Here is a 17,129-nt window from a genome sequence, read left to right on the forward strand (position 1 = left end):
ATTCGGTAAAGCTATTTAGCTTATTTACCTTCGATGCTTAATAACTCAACATCAAAGATTAATGTAGCAAATGGAGGAATGCTACCTGTACCTTGTGGACCGTATGCTAAATCGAAAGGAATGTAGAAACGGAACTTAGAACCTACAGGCATTAATTGTAAGCCTTCAGTCCAACCTTTGATTACACGGTTAAGCGGGAATGAAGCAGGCTGACCACGGTCAACAGAGCTATCAAACTTAGTACCGTCAATTAATGTACCTGTGTAGTGAACTGTTACTGTATCTTCAGCAGCAGGTTTTTCACCTTCACCTTCAGAAACAACTTCGAACTGTAAACCAGACTCAGTTGTTTGAATGCCTTCTTTCTTGCCATTTTCAGCTAAGAAAGTTGCACCTTCTTCTTTAAATTTAACGCTGTCAGCTTCTTGCTTTTTAGCATGCGCTTCTTGCTGTTGCTGTTGTAACTTCTGTAATAAAGTTTGAACTTCAGCAATATCGATTTGTGCGTTGCCCGCTAACGTGTCAGCAAAACCTTTAGCAATTAAGTCTTGCTCTAATGCAATACCCATTTCAGTTGATTGTTGAACGTGTTGAGTTAAGTTCGTCGCAACTGATACACCTAAGCTGTACGACTGTTTTTGAATTTCGCTTTGCAATTTAACTGCCTCTTGTTTTGTTTCAGTTGGTTGAGCTGCTTTTTCTGCGCCACAACCTGCTAATGTTAGTGCTGCTGCAATAGCACAAATGCTACCGATCTTTTTCATTATAATTATGCTCCAAAGTGCCCTTGCATTAATAAATAGGCTTTTATTATTAACAACTCATTGTGTCACTATGACTAACTATCTGCAACTAAGCCGATGTAGTGTTAATCGAGAAAAGAAAACGGTGAGTCATCTGGTCTACGAGTAAATAAAATTGAATACCGCATAGGGTGATATTCAAAAAGCATTTATACTCTGGACTATATGGATACAAACGAATAAAAAACAATGCCTATGCGCCTTTTTTTAGCTTTTTTTTGTTTTCTTCTACTTAGTGCTTGCGCTGAGCAAGCCGATAAACCGCTTAGTGCTTGGCCTATTTCACAGCAAAATCACCTTTCAGCAAGCTTATCCCCCTCTGGAAAACGCTTATTACTGTCGAGCTTAAGTTCTGGAGCTCAGCTTTATCACTACGATAATCAAGCGCAGAACTGGCAGCCCTTATTTCATTGGCAACATCAGAACGACAGTGAGCAAACCCTATTCCATACCCATATCAGTCCAGATGAAACCGTTGCCTTAACCGCAAATGAAACTGAGTTTGCACTTTGGCGTATCAGCGATGGCCAATCACTGGGGTTTTATAAAATTAGCCTATCGAGTATCAGAGATATCGCCATCAGTGACAAAGCTCAGAAAGTCGCAATTGCCCGTGCCGACGGTGTTATCGTGATCTTTAGCCCTTCCACAGGCCACAGGCTAGAATTTTTAGGCCACACCGAAAAAGTTAACTCCATTGCCATTTCCGCTCGAGGTGATTGGGTTTTATCAGGGGGGAATGATTATGTTGCTTATTATTGGCATGCCGCCACAGGTAAGATTAAACACAGATTTGTGCACCCAAGCCGTTTAACCAAAGTGGCAATAGATGCCAATAAAGAATATCTATTTACCGCAGACAGTAAAAACAACGCACATATTTGGCAACAAGAGTCAGGAAAGCGCTACACAGATTTAGCTATTCACGAAAGACAGAAAGTTTTCAGTACCGTGCACTTTAACAGTCAAAAAGACTTGTTAATCACAGGTTCGCCTAATCGCGACATCAGTGTTTGGCAATTGTCCTCAGGACAGCGGCTAAATCACTTTTTAGCATCGACAAAAGCAGACAGTAAGATACCAAGTGCGGTAATATACGATTTAACCCTAACGCCTATGCTAACGCGCAATGAAAACCAAATTGCTTCCGTTAGTTCGGCGGGTATTGTAGAAATCTGGCCTTTGCCAAAATAATGAAAGCCCTATGACTGAATATGAACCTTTGCTAGAAAGCAGAATTGAAAAACTTGAAATGCAATTAAGCTTTCAAGACGACACCATTGAAACATTAAACCAAGCATTAGCGGCACAACAGGCGCAGTTATTAACCATGCAAGAACAGTTAAAGCTGCTCGCTGAAAAAGTAAAATCGTCACAAACTCAAAGTGCAGTAGTTTCAATGGCTGAAGAAACGCCACCACCCCATTATTAATTCAAGTTGAAGGCTTGATACCTCTGTTGCTTTTACTGGGGTATTAAGTCCTATTCGCATACACTTCGTCAGCCTTTTTTACAGCGTTCTAACCGCCCCAACCAGACTACTTTTTAACCAGCTGTTATTACTAACAATATCGCAAATAGCACTATTCTTGCATTAAGCCCTGCTGTTGATGGAATCAATAACTAAGCAAAAGGGATCTGATCATGCTTACCAAACCGCTAGTGAATACACTGCTGTACCTCGTTGTTATTTTTAGTTCATCTCAAGCTCATGCTGCACTGTTAGGTTATGCCGATGCTGTGGTCGAATACCATTACACGGGAAACTTAAACTGCTCAGCTGGGTTTGGCCAAGGCGGCCTCTACCCACGAACGCCACAATTTGAGCAATGCCTACCTTTTAGTGCAGTTTTAGGTGACGATTTAGGCTACCCCAATACACAGGCAGATTACTTGTCACTTCCGTTAGGCTCATTTATTACGCTGAGCTTTAATGACGAATTCATCATTGATGCTCAAGGAGATGATATTTTTGTTGAAGAAGTGGGAAATGCGCTGGAGCTAGCGGATATTTTTGTCAGCTCAAATATATCAACTAACCCAGCAGATTTTGTCTACCTTGGCCAAGCAGATGGCGATCAGATATCGAGTTTTGATCTGTCGAGTATTAATTTTACTCAGCAGGTTAAGGCAATCAAAGTATTTAGCTTAAATAATGGTGGAGCACCTGTCGCAACAGGCTTTGATATTGCCAACGTCAGGGCATTAAACTACCAAGCAGACCCGACTTTTAATGTCACTGAGCCGGGATACATTGCGACCTTAGTTTTGATTTTGTTGTTTGTTATGTCTAACAAACGACAATTTGAGTTTTGACTAATCGCTATTCTGGTTTAAAAATGCCAATGACAGAGCCAGGCTGTTTAGCGGCTTGGCTCACTTGTTTATCTGTTTGGCTTTTTTTGTGACCACAATCGACACATTCAACCTGTTCAACGTTGTTTTCCATGTAAAGCATTAAACTATCAACTGCTTTACACTCTGGGCACACGGCACCAGCAATAAATCGTTTCTTTATCTTCATTTGTTCAAATACTACTCGCTGATTCTCAACTATTGTAACCGAGTTTGGGTAATGCTGGCTAATCCAGTATGATACGCCCAGTTTTTATCCTTAATACCAGCTTAACCTTATCTATGATCACCTTTAGCGAAATTAGCCTGCAATTAGGTACCCAAGTTCTTCTCGATCAAACCAGCGCAACTGTCCACGGCCAACAAAAAGTGGGATTAGTCGGGCGCAATGGTTGTGGTAAATCCACTTTATTGGCATTGCTAAAAAATGAATTGCAACTAGATAAGGGGGATTTAAGTCTACCTAAGCAGTGGCGTATCTCGCATGTGAAACAAGAAACGCCTGCACTTGAGCGCACAGCTCTCGATTACGTATTGGATGGCGACAGTATTTATCGTCAATTACAGCAGCAGCTTGTTGCAGCCGAAAGTGCCAATGACGGTACATTAATAGCTGATTTGCATCACAAGTTAGATGCCCATGGCGCTTATACGATAGAGGCGAGAGCCGGACAATTACTCAACGGCTTGGGCTTTAGTACACAGCAACAAAAAGCGAGTGTCGCGGATTTTTCTGGTGGCTGGCGTATGCGTTTAAACTTGGCACAAGCTTTAATTTGCCCAAGTGACTTACTACTACTCGATGAGCCCACCAACCACTTGGATTTAGACGCTGTTATTTGGCTGGGTAAGTTTTTAAATTCATACCCAGGTACCTTGTTGTTAATTTCGCACGACAGAGAATTTTTGGATGAAGTGTGCGATAACATTATTCACATCGAACAACAAAAGCTGAACCTATACAAAGGTAACTATTCTAGCTTTGAGAAACAACGCATTGTGAAATTGGAACAGCAACAAGCCTTGCATGAAAAACAAATGCGTGAAAAAGCTCACATCCAATCGTTCATTGACCGTTTTAAAGCGAAAGCATCAAAAGCTAAACAAGCTCAATCACGCGTAAAAGCATTGGCCAAGATGGAAATCATTGGACCAGCACATGTTGATTCTGAATTCCATTTTGAGTTCAAACCCGCAGATAAACTGCCTAACCCACTAATTGCGCTCGATCAAGTCGCAGTGGGTTACAGCCAAACACCTATTTTAGACACCATCAAACTCAATTTAGTACCAGGTAGTCGAATTGGTTTACTGGGGCGAAATGGTGCAGGTAAATCAACTTTAGTTAAATTACTCGCGGGTGAATTAACGCCACTAACAGGTGAGCAAACCATTAGCAGTGGCCTAAACATCGGCTATTTTGCTCAGCATCAGTTAGAGCAATTGCACAGTGAAGATACGCCGTTATCGGCATTAACGCGTTTAGCACCAAATGAATTAGAGCAGAAACTAAGAGACTATTTAGGTGGCTTTGGTTTTAGTGGTGATCAGGCACTCGATAAAGTAGAGAAGTTTTCAGGTGGTGAAAAGGCTCGACTTGTGTTGGCCTTACTCGTTTGGCAAAAACCCAACTTATTGCTGCTGGATGAGCCGACCAACCACTTGGATTTGGACATGCGTCTAGCCCTTACAATGGCTTTACAAAACTTTGATGGTGCAATGATTATCGTCTCGCACGATAGACACATCCTTTCGAGCACATGTGATGATTTTTATCTTGTCGATAGCGGTCAAGTGTTACCATTTGACGGTGACTTAAAAGATTATGAAAACTGGTTAGTTGAACAAGCAAGACAAGTTAAAGCTGAACAAAACGCACAAACCAGCAGCAGTGACAACAAAACCGAGAACAGTGCTCAAGCGCGTAAAGAAGCAAAGCGCAAAGAAGCTGAAATTCGCAAGCAAACGCAACCGCTTCGCAAACAAATCGACAAACTAGAAAAAAGCGTTGATAAGCTACAAGCCAAGCTTGATGAAATAGAAAACCAACTTGCCGATAATGACTTGTACAGCGACCAGAGAAAAGCAGAACTTAATACATTGTTAGAACAACAAGTAACAGTCAAACAACAACTGGCTGACGATGAAGAAGCTTGGATGATGGCAGAAGAAGAATTAGAAACTTTACTTGAGTCACTGCAATAAATGACCATGACTAATGAAAGCTTCTGGCAATACAGTCTGACGCTCTATCAGCAAACACAAATGCAATCGCTCTGTTTGCAGCTGCAAAATGAATATCAGGTCAATGTAAACCTGTTATTGTTTTGCTGTTACTTACAAAGCCTAGACAAAGCACTATCTGCACTGCAGCTTAAAGATATTGAAACAGCACTGTTACCTTTTAATAAGGCTTACACCACTAAGCTTCGTCAACTTAGACAAAACTTGAAAACGGATGAAACATTAGTTGCAACGACCCAGCAAACATTAAAGCAGGCCTTGCTCAAATGTGAGCTGACAATGGAGCAACATGAGCAAGCCATCATAGTGCAAAGCTACCAAGCAACAGAACGCCAAGATACATCAACAATGACACCTGTTGCTTGTTATTTTCAGCAACTTAATATCCAAGTAACATGTGACACTCACTATCAGCAAATTCAACAACTGCTCGCAATAGATAAGTAGATAATCAAATCATGACGAAAAAAACCACATCGACACCAATCCAAGCTATTTTATTTGATATGGATGGCACTATTTTTGACACAGAAGTTATCTATGAAAGTGGCTGGATAGAGACAGCAGAAGCGTTTGGCCAAAGCTTTACCAAAGAAGATTATAAAAAGATGGTTGGTGTTCGTCGTGAAGTCTGTCATCAAATTGCAAAAGACATGTTTGGTCCAGATTTTCCAATGGACGATTTTATTGCCGCGAAAGACAAACATAACCAGCAAGTAAAGGCACAAGGTGTCGCTATCAAGCAGGGTTTTGAAGCGTTTTTCCAAGCCTGCTTAAAGAAAAACTTGAAACTCGGTTTAGTGACATCAAGTCACAGAGCTGTTGTCGATGCCAATTTTGCGCGCCTAACCCACTTCGATTATTTAAAGCACTTCGACTGCATCGTCGCTGCTGAAGATGTAACCCAGCCAAAACCAGAGCCGGAATGTTACTTAAAAGCTGCCAAACAAATAAATGTCGCACCTGAATCTTGCCTAGTTATTGAAGACTCTAACCCAGGATGCCGTGCTGCAATTGCTGCAAGCTGCCCAACATTGATGATCCCTGACTTTTTACCCGCAGAGCCCGATGTCGCTGAGCAATTAGCCGAGCAAGTCAGTAGCTTTGATCAGGCTTACCATTGGCTAGATAACACAAGCGAGTAAAAAACAGACAAAGCCGTTATCAATCGCTATAATTAGAGAGTGATTTGTTTAAGTGATTAGGGGATTACTTATGCCAAATGATATCGATTTTAATGCATCAGTGCGTTCGCAAGAGCTACAGGCTCAACAAAACGTTGAAGCTCAACAAGCACTGAGACAGCAAGAAGAACTGCAAGCTGAAGAAGCACAATCACAAGAGGCCTTACAACAGGCCGAAGAGGCGACCCTAGAGCAAGAAGAAGCGCAACAGGCACCACCTGCCGAACCCATAGTGGTTCAAACGACCGAAACGCTCGAAGCCCAGCCAGTGGAATCTGCCGAAGAGCTAAGCTCAGAAGTGGACGATTTAGTCGAGCAAATAGGCAACCAAGCTGATCTGGCCTTACAATCACAAACCGATATATCTGCCGAAGAAGTTTTAGGTGTTGCTATCTAATCAATAGCTTCACCTAGATTGATACCACTTATGAACGCGGCAATTAAGCATTACCAAACTCAACAACTCGCTGCTGGGCAACCGCTCGATCGCATATTGAGCTTGCATGGAGCGGGAATTAAAGCCTGCCAAAATAACGACGCATTAAAGGTCGAAAAAGTACTGATATTACTGAATAAAACCTTGAATAGAAAAAGTGCCCAACACAATCCAATCACAGAACGCCTTGCCAGTGTTTATGCTAAATTTCTTTATTGTAATCAACAACAAGACTTCCCTTTACTGCAAAGCCAACTGATCAAGCTGCGCAATGCATGGCAAAATTTGCGCTAGATCAATATACAATCCGGAAACATCACCGCTAAGCTAGAAAACTGATCTCGATCAAGTTTTCATTTCGATCTCTGAACTAAAGTTTAATCAGATCAAAGTTGAGAGGAGAAAGACTATGACTGTCTGGCAACAAATTATCAGCGACCCAATTGTTTGGGGCAGCATTTTAGGCATAGGCATTGTTTGCGCACTTTGCGGTTATTACGTTTGGTTGTTCTTAACAAATATCGCTAACGCACCAGAGCCCAAGTAATTTAGTCAACTAGCCCTTTCTTATAGTTTTTGCGCAGTAACCCACTTACTGCGCTTTTTTTATTCACTGCAAACACAGAAAATATCTTCCTCACCGACTTGAATTAGCAAGGCGTAAGCTAGATACTTAACAACAAGCAATAATGCTCTGTTTATTTCCGCTTCAAGCCCATTTTCTACACAAATTAATGATCATTGAAAGTCACTTCAAACCCGTTTGGTGGTTACGCAACAAACATGTGCAAACAGTCTGGCAAAAGATACACAGGCATAAATTAGACTGCCCTACCATTGCCGAACGCATTACTTTACCCGATGGCGATTTTCTTGATTTAGCTTGGACAGAAAAACCCACAGACCAAGATACACGCCCTATTGTCTTTGTTTTACATGGCTTAGAAGGCTCAATAGACAGTACTTACGCCAAAGGCATGATGAATGCCATTCGTGCTAGAGGCTGGATTGGTGTGTTAATGCACTTTCGCGGTTGTAGTAAAGAGCCTAACCTACACGCCCGTGCTTACCACTCGGGTGAAACGGAAGATGTCCTATTTGCCGCGACTTATGTCGCTAACCAATATCCAAACCAAGATATCGCCAGCGTGGGGTTCAGTTTAGGCGGCAATGCCTTAGTCAAATTATTAGGCGAAAAGCCCACTGACCATCCATTTAAAGCGAGTGTATCAATTTGCCCTCCTCTCGATTTAGAAGCGTCAAGTCGGCGAATTCAAAGAGGTCTATCCAGAGTTTATCAAAAGTACTTGTTAGATATGCTGCACGAGAGTATTGCGCGAAAAATGATGCGCATCGATTTGTGCAACTTGCTCAATCTCGATCGCAATAAGCTAAAAAAAATTAAAAGCTTATGGCAGTTTGATGAGTTGATTACGGCACCCTTGCACGGTTTCGACAGCGCTCAAGATTATTATCAAAAAAGCAGCGGCAAACACTTTTTACGAGACATCCAAACGCCCACATTAGTCATTCACGCAAAAGACGACCCTTTCTTGTCTAATCGCTCGATACCTAAACCTTCAGAGCTATCTCACCGAGTGACCTTTGAAATCAGTGAGTTTGGAGGACACGTCGGGTTTGTTAATACTAACCAGCAGCAAAAGATAGAATATTGGCTCGAGCACCGATCACTACAATTTATTGAAAATCACTTAAAAGGGCTTTAAACCACCTCGTAAACTGAGCATTTAATCAGCTCAAGATACAAAATAATCACTGGTCAAATCACTACAGGTTAAGCTAAACTCGACCTTGGTATATTTTTTGTAATTGGTTTAGTTGTGTTGCGTCGTTTTGCTCGAACCCTTTTTTATTCTCTTTCATTAATGGCCGTGAGTGCTCAAACACTTGCAGCGCCTGAAGAAAAAGTGGCTGAGGTAAAATCCGATGGCATCATCACTTTGACAATCCAGCCCGACGTTTACCAAGACTACATTCGCTTCTTAGATGGTCGTAGCCCATTAGACATTAAAGACTTTTCTGAACCTTTTAATCGTCGAGATATCGCCGATGCCATCATTTTTCAGCAAGCATTAGCCCTTGGCGGTGCTAACTTCGATATCGAGTTTGTACTCGGTAACTATTATGCCCGTAACCTTAAGATGCTGAAAAAAGGCTTATTATCAGCCACGTTAGATTCTGTTTGGCAACAGGATTTAAAAAATATTCAAGACCACGTTTATGTCACCGATGCCATTATTGAAAAAGGTGAGTATGAAGCTGGGTTATATACTTCAAACAAGAATATTCATACGCTCAATGCAAAATCACTAGCGGATGTACAAAAATTAAAAGCCATTGTTAACCAAAACTGGAAAGTGGATATTCAAACACTGCAAAGTATGGGTGTTGGCTCTATCACAATGGACGGTCACTGGACCACTATAGTCACTGCAGTTGACAGACAGCTCGTTGACTTTGTACTGGCACCTTTTCAACAAAGTGAAGACTTAAGCTTTTACATCAATGAAAAAATTAGCTTAGTGCCCATTCCTAATATTAAAGTCACATTGCAGGGCAGCCGCCATTTTGTGGTATCGAAACACCACGAATATTCAGAAATACTTTTCCCCGCCATCAACAAAGGTTTAGCCGAGTTAAAAGCAAATGGCAAAGTACGCCAGGCCTACACTCAAGCTGGCTTTTTTAATGACCGCGTCAAAGATTGGAAGACAATTTTTTAATTGCGAGAAAAAGAAAATGGCCCCCTACAGGAGTCGACAAAGACAATTAAACACCTGAAAAGGTTAGGTTTTGTTAGGTTAGGTTAGGGGCATCCTAATGTTACTTTAAGTGTTACATAAAATATAAGTCAGAGTCCCTTCTAAAAGTTACCTAGACATTACCGTTTATCCATCAGTATTTATCAACACTAACTTGATAGCAATAAAGATTGATGACCTAGCCCGTATTTTTGCCGTATTTCCCACAAATGGTCAGACTAAACACTTATAAAAATCTCAAAGCCCGTTATTTTGCCGTTATTAACGGTATTTTTGCTTGATACGGCTAGTGCCATAATTTTTAGTTTGAGCTGGCTTATTACCCTTACTACGTACTTTAGCTAGGTAGGAAATACGCCAAATAGCTCTTTGAATACTTCCTCGCTCATCTCGTTTTAAATTGTAATAACAACGCTTAGGCGTATATTCAGAGCCTTGTAGATTGTTCTCCCAAATATCTTTAACCTTTGGCAAAATTTCTATTGGATGGCGCACCTTATGACCATCTATCATCAAAACATAGTGATAATGTTGTTGTTTTGCTTTTTCCATCTCACGACACCAGATGAAGCCGATACGTTTGACTTGGTACTTAGCTTTTAGCCATTTATTTAGTTTGCGATTAAAGACAGTGATTACTCTATTATCAGGTGTATATTGATAAAGCCTAAGGTCATAGCGGATTACAAGAACTTTACTATGATGACTGAGCATGGCATTTACTTGGCGAATCATCTTCTTAGCGATGTCCGAAAACAAGCCACTGTGTAAACCATTAACCCACCAAAGCTCGTTATCAACTTCAAGGAAACGTGTTTTTATTTGATAAGCCATAAAACTTAATTGGGATATTATTAATTACCTAGTAGGTTGTTAGTAATGACTATCACGTTAAAAGCTTTAGTTTACTAACCTTAAACCACTGAACTTCATTTTTTGATGGGTAAAAAACCTAGAAATGACGCTTTTTAAGGTTTAGCTAAATTCAAAACGACAGCTTTAAAGTAAGCAACTACTAACAAATTGTATGTAATTAATATTGGGGTTATGCTTAAAAACTGACGGTGTTGATCGACCAAAACTACGCACCGCCAGCAAGATCAGAGCCGTTTAGTATCAGCTAGGCGGCTTTTTCTTCTTTGTAATGCCGTATCTGTGCTTCTGTCATAAAAACTATATCCACGGGATAAGGTGGAACAGTCTTTGTAAAAGGGCACTCCACACGTCCATGCGTTAGCTCAAACTGATACCCTCTTTTGACTAGAATAGGGATCAGGCTATGTAAGTTATGAATACCTATGTAACGGGCTTTCCTTGTATTTAGCCTATGCCCTTCAACAATTAACCTCAAAACATAGGTGAGTTGATTCTCATAATTGTAAGGTTTAGGTAGGCCAAGCTCAGCGCATTTATCTTGATGTATCATCATAATTATTGCGCCCCTTACTTAGCTTCTCGTTGTGCGTGTAAATCACTAACAAGAGTTTTGATTTGCTCAGTAGTTTTCCCCTCGACACGCGCACCAACTACAGCTTCAATTTCTTGCTTAATATAAGCGACAGCCCTCTCGCCAATTGAGATAGGCTTAGGCATTAGCCCTGCTTGCTCGTCTTGGTAGAGGCTAGATTTAGAACGCCCGGTAAGTTTTAAGACTTCTGGACGGCGGATTAGTTGAAAGTGATTTTTGTTAAACATTAAACTCTCCTTTTAATTTGAGTCGAGCTAAATGTTATTGAGGCTAATTAACCTTGTCTGCGACAAACTTTGATAAACTTTGGTTAGTTTGTCATAGTTTTTCCATCCAACTTCTGTTGTCAACAAAATGTTGCTTATACCAACTAGACCTCTTTATAAACTTCTGAATTTTCTCATATGAAACTTCTTCAATAATTATTGAAAAAAACTGAACTAAACGACTATTTAGAGTAATATTTTTTTCTGTCGCTATTTCTACAGGCCATGAGAGACAAATAGCATCAATAACCTCATCCCATACTCCACTGCCATAACGACCCTGCGTATAGTTATGATAGAAGTAGCAATGCTCCTCCAAGCTCTTAAACATTTTTGTTACATCAGCATTCTGGAAATAATCCATTGTATTAGTTAAATCATTACCTAATACAGGATTTAAAATAGAGTATGAGACTTTATATTTTTGCTTTTCATCTAACATTGATAATGCGTTTTGTATTGCCTTAGATGCCCTTTCTATCTCTTGAAGAGCTCTTACTGTCTCTTTTGCTTTTACCTTTTTTGATGTTGGTATAACTATATCTTTCATATTTAGCTCAATCTGCCAAAACAAAAAATCAAAATCGACGCCATCATCTTGAAATAGAGCTTTGAGTTCCTTTTTTTGAAAAGCTGATAATTTTAAAGACAATTTAAATAACCCTTTTGATCGGATGAATATTGCTATTGGGCATTGCTAAAATATGATTCGACCACCATTCCATCATTACCCGCCTACGCTCTAGGTAATCCGCTCGATTATAAGCGCGTCTAACTTCGTTTTTATCAACATGGGCAAGTGCGGCTTCTATCACATCAGGTTCAAACCCTTGTTCATTTAACGTGGTACTCGCCAAACTTCTTAAACCATGCGCAACCAATCTATTTTTATAACCCATACGCTTTAAGGCCATATTGGCGGTGCTTTCATTTACGGGTTTTCTTGGCTCGTTGTATGACGGAAAAATATAGTCTCTATGGCTACTCATTGGCTTGATGCGTTCTAATAAGGCAAGGACAGCCTCAGATAATGGGATAACATGCTCACGCTTCATTTTCATGCGCTCTGCCGGTATCACCCAAAGCTTGTTATCAAAATCTATTTCAGACCATTTCGCTTTAGCCGCTTCATTAGGCCTTGTCATGGTGTGAAGCTGAAACTCAATTAATAGTCGAGTTAAGGGCTTAATACTGGCGTATTTAAGATCATCCATAAACTGAGGCAGTTCATCAGGCTTAATAGAGGGCATACTCTCAACTTTAGGCGCTTCAAAAGCATGGCTGATACCAGATAGCGGGTTATGCGTGATAATGCCTGTATTAAGCGCATAAACCATGATGTTATTTAAGCGCTGGCAAATACGCTTTACCGTTTCAAAGTTGCCTTTGTTAGCAACTGGCTGAATAACATCAATAACAAGTGGGGCGGTCAGTTTACTAATGGGTACATCAGCAAGTTGCGGGTAAACGTGTAATTTAAGAATCCGCTTAATATCTCGTGCGGTCTTTTCTTTGATCTCTGTTTGCTTAATGGCAAACCACTTTTCAGCCACCGTTTTTAAACTATTCGCTAATTTTTGCTTCTCTGTTTGTTGGTGTTCATCTCTATGCGCTTGCGGATCAATGTCATCTACCAATAACGCCCTTGCGTCAGTTCTTCGCTTTCTTGCCTTTGCGAGTGTTACATCAGGGTAAACGCCAAAACTCAGGTTAGCGCGCTTCTTAGTGAATGGTCTTTGATAGGTAAAGATCCAGAGTTTAGAGCCATTAGGTTTTACCTTAAGCGCCAAGCCACCGCCATCAGATAAGTTATATTCCTTATCTCCAGCTTTGGCATTTTTTACTTGTTGGTCATTGAGCGGTGTAACTGTTTTAGGCATTTATGTAACATCAAACATAAGATTGAATATCGGTGTTACATAAAACATTACATCAAAAGCTGAACATTACAAACCTTTATTGATTCTCAATAAGTGACGAAACCCATGTAGATAAAGAGATATGTTTATATTTTTGATTTTTAATGGATGGTAATAAATGAGGAAATGGCCCACCCTACAGGAGTCGAACCTGTGGCCTCGCCCTCCGGAGGGGCGCGCTCTATCCAGCTGAGCTAAGGGTGGAAATATTTAGCGCGGACGATTGTAATGATTTCATCCGATTATGCTAGTGTTATTTGACGATTTACCAAATTCGATAAAAGTAGATGCCAACACTGGTATCTTCACTTTCTAACATTCGCCAGTTAGCTTGATCCGATTTACCTTTTTCATATTCAAAAGCTTGATATTGCGCTTTTAGCATCAAGCTCCAGTCTTGTTTAATGCGATAATTTAGCGCAACACTCGCTTGTGTATTAGCTTCAGAACTCCCGAAGCCAGCTTCTGCACTGGCGTGAAAAACAAGCTGACCATAGATAGGCCAATCCGCCTTTAGGCCGACAGTGGCATCAATCATATCACCCGATAGCTTGTAACTCGTTGTTGCTTGTTCGATCGTTTCGGCCGCACTAAAACTAAAATCGAGGTATTGCACACCAAACATCAAATAAGCAGCTTGTCCAGATTCGCCTTGGAGGAAGCTTTGACCAACAGAGAAAAACGCATCTGTCTGTTCAAAATTGTATTGCCAGCTATCTTGAACAACGTCAGGTTCTGATACATCAAATTGCCTAAAGCCATATTCAATACGCCATAAACCATCCGTCGCGTAATTATTAGCTTGTAATAAGGTACTAAAAAGCTCGCTGTTGTCGTCAGGAGTTAACGTAATATCAAACAATTTAGCATCTGCATTTTTTTGACCTACCTCCACTTTAAGTTCTGGTTCGTGTTGAACAACACCGGTACCAGAGCCATAGTGCCAGGCAGCAAAACTAGCTGGTGAAAAAGTAGCTGTTAGCAGTAAAGGTAGATAAGTAAGACGACGCGACATTGTCCGCTTTCCTTAGTTAAGACAAAGAAATCCCAGCCATTCTACTGAGTTATAAGCAGGCTGGCTAGCAAGATGATGATAACTCAAGTTATACTGAGACGAACAGCAAATAAAGAATAATAAATATGGTAACGGCAATTTATCCAGGGACTTTTGACCCTATCACAAATGGCCACATTGATCTTATCTCAAGAGCCAGCAAGCTTTTTAGTAAAGTTATCGTCGGTGTTGCAAATAACCCGACCAAGAAACCTATGTTTGACTTAACGCAAAGAGTTGAATTAGCAGAGCAAAGCTTAGCTCATTATCAGAATGCTGAAGTGGTTGGTTTTAGCGGACTGTTAGTTCACTTTGCTCAGCAGCACAATGCCAATGTTCTACTAAGAGGCCTAAGAACAACCATTGATTTTGAATATGAATTGCAACTTGCTACAGCTAACAAACGCTTGCACAAAGAGCTTGAGAGTATCTTCTTACCACCATCTGAAGATAATGCATTTATTTCATCGACCTTGGTAAAAGAAATAGCAATTCACGGGGGAGACATCACCGATTTTGTATCAGCTCCCGTTAAAGCTGCATTATTGGCTCAAGCCAGCGATAAATAACTAAAGTAATATTTTTATTAAAGTAAACCCAACAGATAGTAAGTTGGGTTTATGCTTCAAAATAACGAGACTCACGCTCTTCTTTCGCCAGTTTCTCATCAACTAAAACACTGTGAATTTCTTTCGAACCTCTTGGGTATTTCAATACTTGCTCACATAACATAATAATGCCGACTGACGTAATGAGAAATAAACAAATAACGACAAATGTAAAGGTAATTAACACGTTAATACTCCCTATTCCAACAGGTGATTGGACCCGATTAAACAATGCTAATTAGTGTAGTTAGAAGCGACTATTTGGCGAGTATTGCTATGCGCGATAATGGTAGATTTTAACCATTCAATTTTGCAGTTTTTTACTAGGTGATTGAGTTATTGAGCATTTTGATATTTTTGTAAGAAATCGCCCTCACACTTTTCAATCATTTCAACTCAATAAGCAGTGAGAAAAACGGTGTTAACCTCGCAATGTTCCTAGGTTTGGCAGTGTTTACAAAAGACGGTAGCGCGTTGTCCTAAGCGAATTTCTACCAATTCTCTTTGGCAGCTAACACAAGGCAGCCCTGCGCGACCGTATACGTTTAACGATTGGGCAAAGTACCCAGGCTTACCGTCGGCTTTAGTGAAGTCTTTAAGTGTGGTTCCACCCTGCTCAATAGCTTTTGCTAATACCGTCTTAATGCACTGTGTCAGCTTTTGATATCGCGCCAAGCTGATATTATCAGCTGCTCTTTTCGGATGTATACCGGCCATGAAAAGCGCTTCATTAGCGTAAATATTTCCCACGCCCACCACGACTTTATTATCCATGATAAAGGTTTTCACGGCCGTTTTTTTCTTCCGGCTCATATCGTATAGCCGAGTATCATTAAACGCCTCTGTGAGCGGCTCAGGGCCTAAATGAGATAATAAGTCGATCGCTTGTTGACCTACAGCTTGCCATAGCACAGCACCAAAACGTCTTGGGTCATTTAAACGCAATGAAATACCATTCGCTAATACGAGTTCAAAGTGGTCGTGTTTTTTGATTTCGCTATCCGTTGGCACAACAGATAAAGAGCCCGACATCCCTAGGTGTAAAATAATTGAGCCTAATTCCGTAGCAATCAATAAGTACTTAGCCCGTCGTTCAACACCTTGAATAACTAGGCCTTTCGCCAACAATACCTCACTGGGTATAGGCCAGCGCATATTCGGATTGCGGATAATGATGTCATCAATAGTTTGATCTGCAATATGGGGTGTAATACCTAGGCGGGTGACTTCGACTTCTGGTAATTCAGGCATAACCGTTCTTCTACAAAGTTAATATAAGTTGCTCATTGAGATTGGCAGGTAGTTTAAGCCATAACTCGCGCTGCTGATCAAAAACTACAAGCCGCTGCTCACTGACATAGCCTTGCAGTACGTAGCCCTTAGCTTCACCGGCAAACCAAGCAACAGCAACCCAATCTGGGTTAGTATTGCCTTGATATACGCTTTGCTCTTGTTCAGTCATCACTAATGCTTGGGCTTGATACCAAGCTGTCATTAGCTGATTTAACTTGACCAGTTCAACAGTGTTCTCTGGCCTTAAGCGCCATTCCTTACCCACTCTTTCAATTGAATAATTAGGTAAATCTAACGTTAACAGCACTTGCTCTTTAGGCAGCAGTGCCAGTGGGGCTCCCGCTTTTTCTGTGTTCTCTAGCAGTTTATTGTGCACGCCATTAAACAATAAAATCATGATTAAACTGGCAAAAATTAACACATTGTTCCAACCGCGACGGCTCAGTCTTATCATGGCAAGATATCCTTTTAGCTAGTATTGGGGCAGTTTAACTTTCTTACAGGCAATAAAAAACCCGGCAGAACCGGGTTTTTTTAATTCAGTTTGGCAAAAAAGCTTATTTGATTTTAGCTTCTTTAAACACAACGTGCTTACGTACTTTTGGATCGTATTTTTTGATCTCAAATTTACCTGGCATGTTACGTTTGTTTTTGTCAGTAGTATAGAAATACCCTGTGCCTGCCGTTGAAACTAATTTAATTTTATCACGCATTTT

23 protein-coding genes and 1 tRNA gene are annotated in these 17,129 nt (G+C 40.6%); 12 read left to right on the top strand and 12 right to left on the bottom strand.

What is annotated here, in order from left to right:
- Positions 1-20: 20 nt before the first annotated feature.
- Positions 21-764: a BamJ family beta-barrel-assembly machinery protein gene (bamJ, locus tag HR060_RS02270; protein WP_174198642.1), complete on the bottom strand. Its 744-nt coding sequence runs from the start codon at positions 762-764 to the stop codon at positions 21-23.
- Positions 765-998: 234 nt separating this feature from the next.
- Here bamJ and HR060_RS02275 point away from each other — a divergent pair, with 234 nt between their 5' ends.
- From HR060_RS02275 to HR060_RS02285, 3 genes are all read left to right on the top strand, one after another.
- Positions 999-1,997 carry a WD40 repeat domain-containing protein gene (locus HR060_RS02275; RefSeq protein WP_174198643.1) on the top strand — a complete coding sequence of 333 codons (999 nt, stop codon included), beginning with the start codon at positions 999-1,001 and terminating at the stop codon, positions 1,995-1,997.
- A 10-nt stretch (positions 1,998-2,007) separates the two neighbouring features.
- Positions 2,008-2,235: a SlyX family protein gene (locus HR060_RS02280; protein ID WP_174198644.1), complete on the top strand. Its 228-nt coding sequence runs from the start codon at positions 2,008-2,010 to the stop codon at positions 2,233-2,235.
- Positions 2,236-2,447: 212 nt separating this feature from the next.
- Positions 2,448-3,119, top strand: a complete 672-nt coding sequence (locus HR060_RS02285; protein WP_174198645.1) for a hypothetical protein — start codon at positions 2,448-2,450, stop codon at positions 3,117-3,119.
- A gap of 7 nt (positions 3,120-3,126) precedes the next feature.
- Here the strand turns inward: HR060_RS02285 and HR060_RS02290 are convergent, their stop codons facing one another.
- Entirely contained in the window at positions 3,127-3,327 is a 201-nt protein-coding gene (locus HR060_RS02290) for a YheV family putative zinc ribbon protein (protein ID WP_174198646.1), read from the bottom strand.
- 113 nt (positions 3,328-3,440) lie between these two features.
- Between HR060_RS02290 and HR060_RS02295 the strand changes: the two genes are divergently transcribed.
- The 8 genes from HR060_RS02295 (at position 3,441) to HR060_RS02330 (ending at position 9,766) form a co-directional block, all read left to right on the top strand.
- Positions 3,441-5,363 (top strand): ABC transporter ATP-binding protein, encoded by a 1,923-nt coding sequence (locus tag HR060_RS02295; protein ID WP_174198720.1) that lies wholly within the window; start codon positions 3,441-3,443, stop codon positions 5,361-5,363.
- A 6-nt stretch (positions 5,364-5,369) separates the two neighbouring features.
- Positions 5,370-5,849, top strand: a complete 480-nt coding sequence (locus HR060_RS02300; RefSeq protein ID WP_174198647.1) for a TIGR02444 family protein — start codon at positions 5,370-5,372, stop codon at positions 5,847-5,849.
- An 11-nt stretch (positions 5,850-5,860) separates the two neighbouring features.
- Positions 5,861-6,547, top strand: a complete 687-nt coding sequence (locus tag HR060_RS02305) for an HAD family hydrolase (protein ID WP_174198648.1) — start codon at positions 5,861-5,863, stop codon at positions 6,545-6,547.
- Between the two features lie 70 nt (positions 6,548-6,617).
- Positions 6,618-6,983 (top strand): hypothetical protein, encoded by a 366-nt coding sequence (locus tag HR060_RS02310; protein ID WP_174198649.1) that lies wholly within the window; start codon positions 6,618-6,620, stop codon positions 6,981-6,983.
- 30 nt (positions 6,984-7,013) lie between these two features.
- Entirely contained in the window at positions 7,014-7,316 is a 303-nt protein-coding gene (locus HR060_RS02315) for a hypothetical protein (protein ID WP_174198650.1), read from the top strand.
- A gap of 115 nt (positions 7,317-7,431) precedes the next feature.
- Positions 7,432-7,569, top strand: a complete 138-nt coding sequence (locus tag HR060_RS02320) for a DUF3149 domain-containing protein (protein WP_174198651.1) — start codon at positions 7,432-7,434, stop codon at positions 7,567-7,569.
- Between the two features lie 187 nt (positions 7,570-7,756).
- A complete protein-coding gene (locus HR060_RS02325) occupies positions 7,757-8,749 on the top strand; it encodes a hydrolase (RefSeq protein ID WP_174198652.1) in 993 nt (330 codons plus the stop codon).
- 114 nt (positions 8,750-8,863) lie between these two features.
- The gene (locus HR060_RS02330) at positions 8,864-9,766 is read left to right on the top strand and encodes a hypothetical protein (protein WP_174198653.1); all 903 of its coding nucleotides are present in this window, start codon (positions 8,864-8,866) and stop codon (positions 9,764-9,766) included.
- A 300-nt stretch (positions 9,767-10,066) separates the two neighbouring features.
- Here HR060_RS02330 and HR060_RS02335 read toward each other — a convergent pair whose 3' ends face one another.
- The 6 genes from HR060_RS02335 to HR060_RS02360 all read right to left on the bottom strand — a co-directional run bounded on the left by HR060_RS02335 (position 10,067) and on the right by HR060_RS02360 (position 14,473).
- The gene (locus tag HR060_RS02335) at positions 10,067-10,639 is read right to left on the bottom strand and encodes a YagK/YfjJ domain-containing protein (RefSeq protein ID WP_174198654.1); all 573 of its coding nucleotides are present in this window, start codon (positions 10,637-10,639) and stop codon (positions 10,067-10,069) included.
- 609 nt (positions 10,640-11,248) lie between these two features.
- On the bottom strand, positions 11,249-11,500 hold the full coding sequence (locus HR060_RS02340; RefSeq protein ID WP_174198655.1) for a helix-turn-helix transcriptional regulator: 252 nt from the start codon (positions 11,498-11,500) through the stop codon (positions 11,249-11,251).
- Positions 11,501-11,591: 91 nt separating this feature from the next.
- Positions 11,592-12,191, bottom strand: a complete 600-nt coding sequence (locus HR060_RS02345; RefSeq protein ID WP_174198656.1) for a hypothetical protein — start codon at positions 12,189-12,191, stop codon at positions 11,592-11,594.
- 1 nt (position 12,192) lies between these two features.
- Entirely contained in the window at positions 12,193-13,419 is a 1,227-nt protein-coding gene (locus tag HR060_RS02350; protein ID WP_174198657.1) for an integrase domain-containing protein, read from the bottom strand.
- A gap of 166 nt (positions 13,420-13,585) precedes the next feature.
- A tRNA-Arg gene (locus HR060_RS02355) sits at positions 13,586-13,662 on the bottom strand.
- A 61-nt stretch (positions 13,663-13,723) separates the two neighbouring features.
- Positions 13,724-14,473 (bottom strand): hypothetical protein, encoded by a 750-nt coding sequence (locus HR060_RS02360; protein WP_174198658.1) that lies wholly within the window; start codon positions 14,471-14,473, stop codon positions 13,724-13,726.
- A gap of 125 nt (positions 14,474-14,598) precedes the next feature.
- Between HR060_RS02360 and coaD the strand changes: the two genes are divergently transcribed.
- Positions 14,599-15,081, top strand: a complete 483-nt coding sequence (gene coaD / locus HR060_RS02365; protein WP_174198659.1) for a pantetheine-phosphate adenylyltransferase — start codon at positions 14,599-14,601, stop codon at positions 15,079-15,081.
- Positions 15,082-15,130: 49 nt separating this feature from the next.
- On the opposite strand, the gene HR060_RS02370 is transcribed toward coaD, so the two are convergent.
- The 4 genes from HR060_RS02370 to rpmG all read right to left on the bottom strand — a co-directional run bounded on the left by HR060_RS02370 (position 15,131) and on the right by rpmG (position 17,126).
- On the bottom strand, positions 15,131-15,307 hold the full coding sequence (locus HR060_RS02370; protein ID WP_174198660.1) for a hypothetical protein: 177 nt from the start codon (positions 15,305-15,307) through the stop codon (positions 15,131-15,133).
- Between the two features lie 251 nt (positions 15,308-15,558).
- Positions 15,559-16,371, bottom strand: coding sequence for a bifunctional DNA-formamidopyrimidine glycosylase/DNA-(apurinic or apyrimidinic site) lyase (gene mutM / locus HR060_RS02375; RefSeq protein ID WP_174198661.1), 813 nt, complete (start codon positions 16,369-16,371; stop codon positions 15,559-15,561).
- Positions 16,372-16,381: 10 nt separating this feature from the next.
- Positions 16,382-16,867, bottom strand: a complete 486-nt coding sequence (locus tag HR060_RS02380; RefSeq protein WP_174198662.1) for a hypothetical protein — start codon at positions 16,865-16,867, stop codon at positions 16,382-16,384.
- Between the two features lie 103 nt (positions 16,868-16,970).
- On the bottom strand, positions 16,971-17,126 hold the full coding sequence (gene rpmG, locus HR060_RS02385; protein ID WP_174198663.1) for a 50S ribosomal protein L33: 156 nt from the start codon (positions 17,124-17,126) through the stop codon (positions 16,971-16,973).
- Between the last annotated feature and the right edge of the window lie 3 nt (positions 17,127-17,129).

The organism is Marinifaba aquimaris, from assembly GCF_013328345.1.
GTDB classification, from domain to species: domain Bacteria; phylum Pseudomonadota; class Gammaproteobacteria; order Enterobacterales; family Alteromonadaceae; genus Marinifaba; species Marinifaba aquimaris.